This window comes from Zhongshania sp., assembly GCF_041623545.1.
In the GTDB taxonomy this organism is placed as follows: Bacteria; Pseudomonadota; Gammaproteobacteria; order Pseudomonadales; family Spongiibacteraceae; genus Spongiibacter.
The window spans coordinates 1-3,115 of record NZ_JBFJWS010000352.1 but is presented as its reverse complement, the minus strand read 5'-3'; the positions used below and the strand labels follow the sequence as shown (position 1 = coordinate 3,115).

General features: G+C 51.0%; 4 protein-coding genes. 3 read left to right on the top strand and 1 reads right to left on the bottom strand.

Features of this window, described 5'->3' with window-relative positions; translation table 11 throughout:
* Window positions 1-157: 157 nt before the first annotated feature.
* The 3 genes from ABYT30_RS17710 to ABYT30_RS17700 all read left to right on the top strand — a co-directional run bounded on the left by ABYT30_RS17710 (window position 158) and on the right by ABYT30_RS17700 (window position 2,359).
* Window positions 158-1,021 carry a pirin family protein gene (locus ABYT30_RS17710; protein WP_373097815.1) on the top strand — a complete coding sequence of 288 codons (864 nt, stop codon included), beginning with the start codon at window positions 158-160 and terminating at the stop codon, window positions 1,019-1,021.
* Between the two features lie 154 nt (window positions 1,022-1,175).
* The gene (locus tag ABYT30_RS17705; protein WP_373083345.1) at window positions 1,176-1,601 is read left to right on the top strand and encodes a CBS domain-containing protein; all 426 of its coding nucleotides are present in this window, start codon (window positions 1,176-1,178) and stop codon (window positions 1,599-1,601) included.
* Between the two features lie 44 nt (window positions 1,602-1,645).
* Window positions 1,646-2,359, top strand: a complete 714-nt coding sequence (locus ABYT30_RS17700) for a ZIP family metal transporter (protein ID WP_373097813.1) — start codon at window positions 1,646-1,648, stop codon at window positions 2,357-2,359.
* A 351-nt stretch (window positions 2,360-2,710) separates the two neighbouring features.
* Here ABYT30_RS17700 and ABYT30_RS17695 read toward each other — a convergent pair whose 3' ends face one another.
* Window positions 2,711-2,959 carry a hypothetical protein gene (locus ABYT30_RS17695; RefSeq protein WP_373097811.1) on the bottom strand — a complete coding sequence of 83 codons (249 nt, stop codon included), beginning with the start codon at window positions 2,957-2,959 and terminating at the stop codon, window positions 2,711-2,713.
* Window positions 2,960-3,115: the final 156 nt, after the last annotated feature.

Here is a 3,115-nt window from a genome sequence, read left to right as displayed (position 1 = left end):
TGGGAATTCAGGACGTTGAATTTATCTACGCGGAAGGTCTCAATATGGGCGGCGACGTTGCCGACAAAGCGCTGGCTGCAGCGCAGGATCTAATTCGTCAAAAGGCCGCGTAACTCCCATTATTTCATCCGCATTTCACCAGAAAAGGAGCAGTATAATGACTCATCGCACTGTGACACGGCGCATTCAGGCCCAAGCGACATCCGACGGCGCTGGCGTTAAGCTGAAACGTAGCCTTGGTCAGTCAAACGGCGCGCGTCACGATCCGTTTTTGATGCTGGATGAGTTCTTTTCCGATGAGCCCGCTGACTACCTAGCCGGTTTTCCCTCGCACCCGCATCGCGGCTTTGAGACCGTGACCTATATGCTCGACGGTCATATGCTGCACGAAGATCACCTCGGCAATAAGGGTCACCTCAGAGATGGCGGCGTACAGTGGATGACCGCGGGGCGAGGGGTCATACACTCCGAAATGCCCCAACAAGAAGCAGGACGTATGCGGGGCTTCCAATTGTGGATAAATCTACCTGCTGCCGAAAAAATGCGCCCGGCCAATTACGAGGATATTCCTGCAAGCAAAATCCCACATCATTCACTTGGCGACGGGGGCGAAGCCATCTTAATCGCCGGCCAATGCCAGCTCGATGGTGTTACTGTGTGCGGATATATCAATGGTCTAGATGGTCAAAACCTGAGCACGGACCCGATCTATATCGACCTGAGGTTGAAAGCAGGGCAGAGCAGCCACATTACCTTGCCCAAGGCGCACAACGCCTTTATTTACGTGTATGAAGGCCAGGCGGAAATAGGCGAGCAAATCATAACCAGCACCTGCAGTGCATTGCTCAGCCAAGGCGATACACTGACCATTACCGCCAGTGGCGATTGTCGTTTGCTGTTGCTGGCAGCCCAACCGATAGGCGAACCCGTGGTGCAATACGGGCCCTTTGTGATGAACAGCAACGAGGAGATTGAGCAGGCCATGCGGGATTATCGCGATGGTGTGTTAACCAGCGACTGATTGCCGCTCCAATAGCCCCCGCTCAACTGCTAAACTTTAGTTCTAGGCGGCCACTGCTCAGCGCCATATACACCGCGAAAAATAGGCGTAAGCTATAGCCTTAGGCGAACGTAAAATCGGCAATGTACCGTTCATTTCACTAAAGGAGTGATGTATGACGACCTCAATGCTCGTTAGAGACGTGATGAAATCCCCATCGCCCTCCGTAAAACAGGGCACCGACCTTGGCGACGTGGTAGAAACCCTATTAAAGTTTGGGGTGTTTGGCCTACCCGTAATCAATGATCAAAGGGAATTGGTTGGCTTTGTCTCAGAGCAAGACTGTATTCACTCAGTCTTAGTCAGCAGCTACCACTGTGAAGGCGCGCCCATCGTAGACGACGTCATGAGTAAAGAAGTGTTGGCCGTAGACGCCGATTCATCAATTATTGATTTGGCGCAACAAATGGGCAAACTAAAGCCTAAATCCTATCCCGTTACTGAAGACGGCAAGCTCATCGGCCTAATCACCCGCAGCGCGATATTAGCCTCCCTGTGGGCCAATCGCGCCAACTGCGATATTCCCAATGACAAGCACTAAACTTGGCGCAAACTAAACCGCTAAATCCAAAGTAGCGTTTATTCATGGCTGGGATAGCTGAAATCGTATTGTTCACTGCGGGGGCCGGCGCCTGTATACCCCTAGGTGGTTACATTGCTAGCCACACCCATATACGGCAGCAATGGCTAGAACAAGAGTTCCGGCACGCAGTAATCGCCCTTGGCGCAGGCATTCTACTGGGTGCAGTCGCCATGGTACTGGTGCCCGAAGCGCTACAATACTTAGGATATGCGCCGTGGGCGACACTGTTGCTGCTGGCCGGCGGTCTGCTGTTTTATGGCCTGGAGCGCTACCTAGATATTCACCGTCACAGCGCGCCGCAATTTACCGGCATGTTGCTGGATTTTCTACCCGAATCCCTCGCCTTGGGCGGCCTTGCTGCGGCAGGCGCCGACGCTACGCTTTTGCTTGCCGTACTCATCGGCTTACAAAATTTCCCCGAGGGCTTTAACGCCTACCAAGAACTTCGCAGCGCAAGCTATCCCGCCAAGAAAGTACTCTTGGTCATGCTTGCACTCGTGCCACTGGGACCAGCGTTCGGCGTCACCGGATATTATTTTCTCGGCGATTTACCACAAGTATTAGGCGCTATTCTGCTTATCGCCAGTGGCGGAATCCTATATTTAATTTTTCAGGACATTGCTCCGCAAGTACCCTTGCGCAAACATCGCGGACCACCACTAGCGGCAGTCTTCGGTTTTGCTTTGGCTATGTTAGGCAGTATGCTGAGCCATTGATTTAACCACACTGGGTGAGCGATCTCCCGCAGCAGCCGGTCCACGATAAGCGAATCATCACCCCCACATTAACGAGTCAACTTATGCGATTGTTTTATTCTCTACTGACATTCACTTTCTTTTTTACCCTCAGCGCCTGCGGCATGTCGAGCTACGATCAGGCTAGAGAATGGCGTCTACAAGAATGCGAAAAAATACTCGACGCCCACGACCGTAGCCAATGTAAAACGAACACCCCACATTATTAAAACGGGTATTAGCTTTTGTTATTACACAGTTCAGCCCTAATCACACCATGAAGGTAAAGCGGCGACTCAATTTAAGTCGCCGCTTTACCTTCCAAAATAATATTTACAAATCAAAACGGTCAAGTGTCATCACTTTGACCCACGCCGCAACAAAGTCATCCAAAAATATCTGCTTTGCTTCGTCTGTTGCGTAATACTCGGCCACCGCACGGAGTTCGGAGTTTGAACCAACGATCAGGTCAACCGGTGTAGCCGTCCATTTGATTTCGCCAGTCTCACGATTTTTCGCTTCGCAAATTCCGTTCTCACCCTCTGACTTAGCCCACACAGTGGGCATATCCACCAGATTCACGAAAAAGTCATTTGCATTTAAATATCTCCTTCTTTTTACCTGAACAAGCCGCACTTTCAGACCCGAATCTCCGTAAGCCGCCTCACCACAGATATAGGGATAGTGGATATAAACGGAAATGTATTAACAGCGCTTATTACCGCCATTCCCATAAGC

Coding starts and splice junctions, on each gene's coding strand:
- ABYT30_RS17710 (WP_373097815.1), top strand. CDS start 158: ATGACTCATCGCACTGTGACACGGCGCATTCAGGCCCAAGCGACATCC.
- ABYT30_RS17705 (WP_373083345.1), top strand. CDS start 1,176: ATGACGACCTCAATGCTCGTTAGAGACGTGATGAAATCCCCATCGCCC.
- ABYT30_RS17700 (WP_373097813.1), top strand. CDS start 1,646: ATGGCTGGGATAGCTGAAATCGTATTGTTCACTGCGGGGGCCGGCGCC.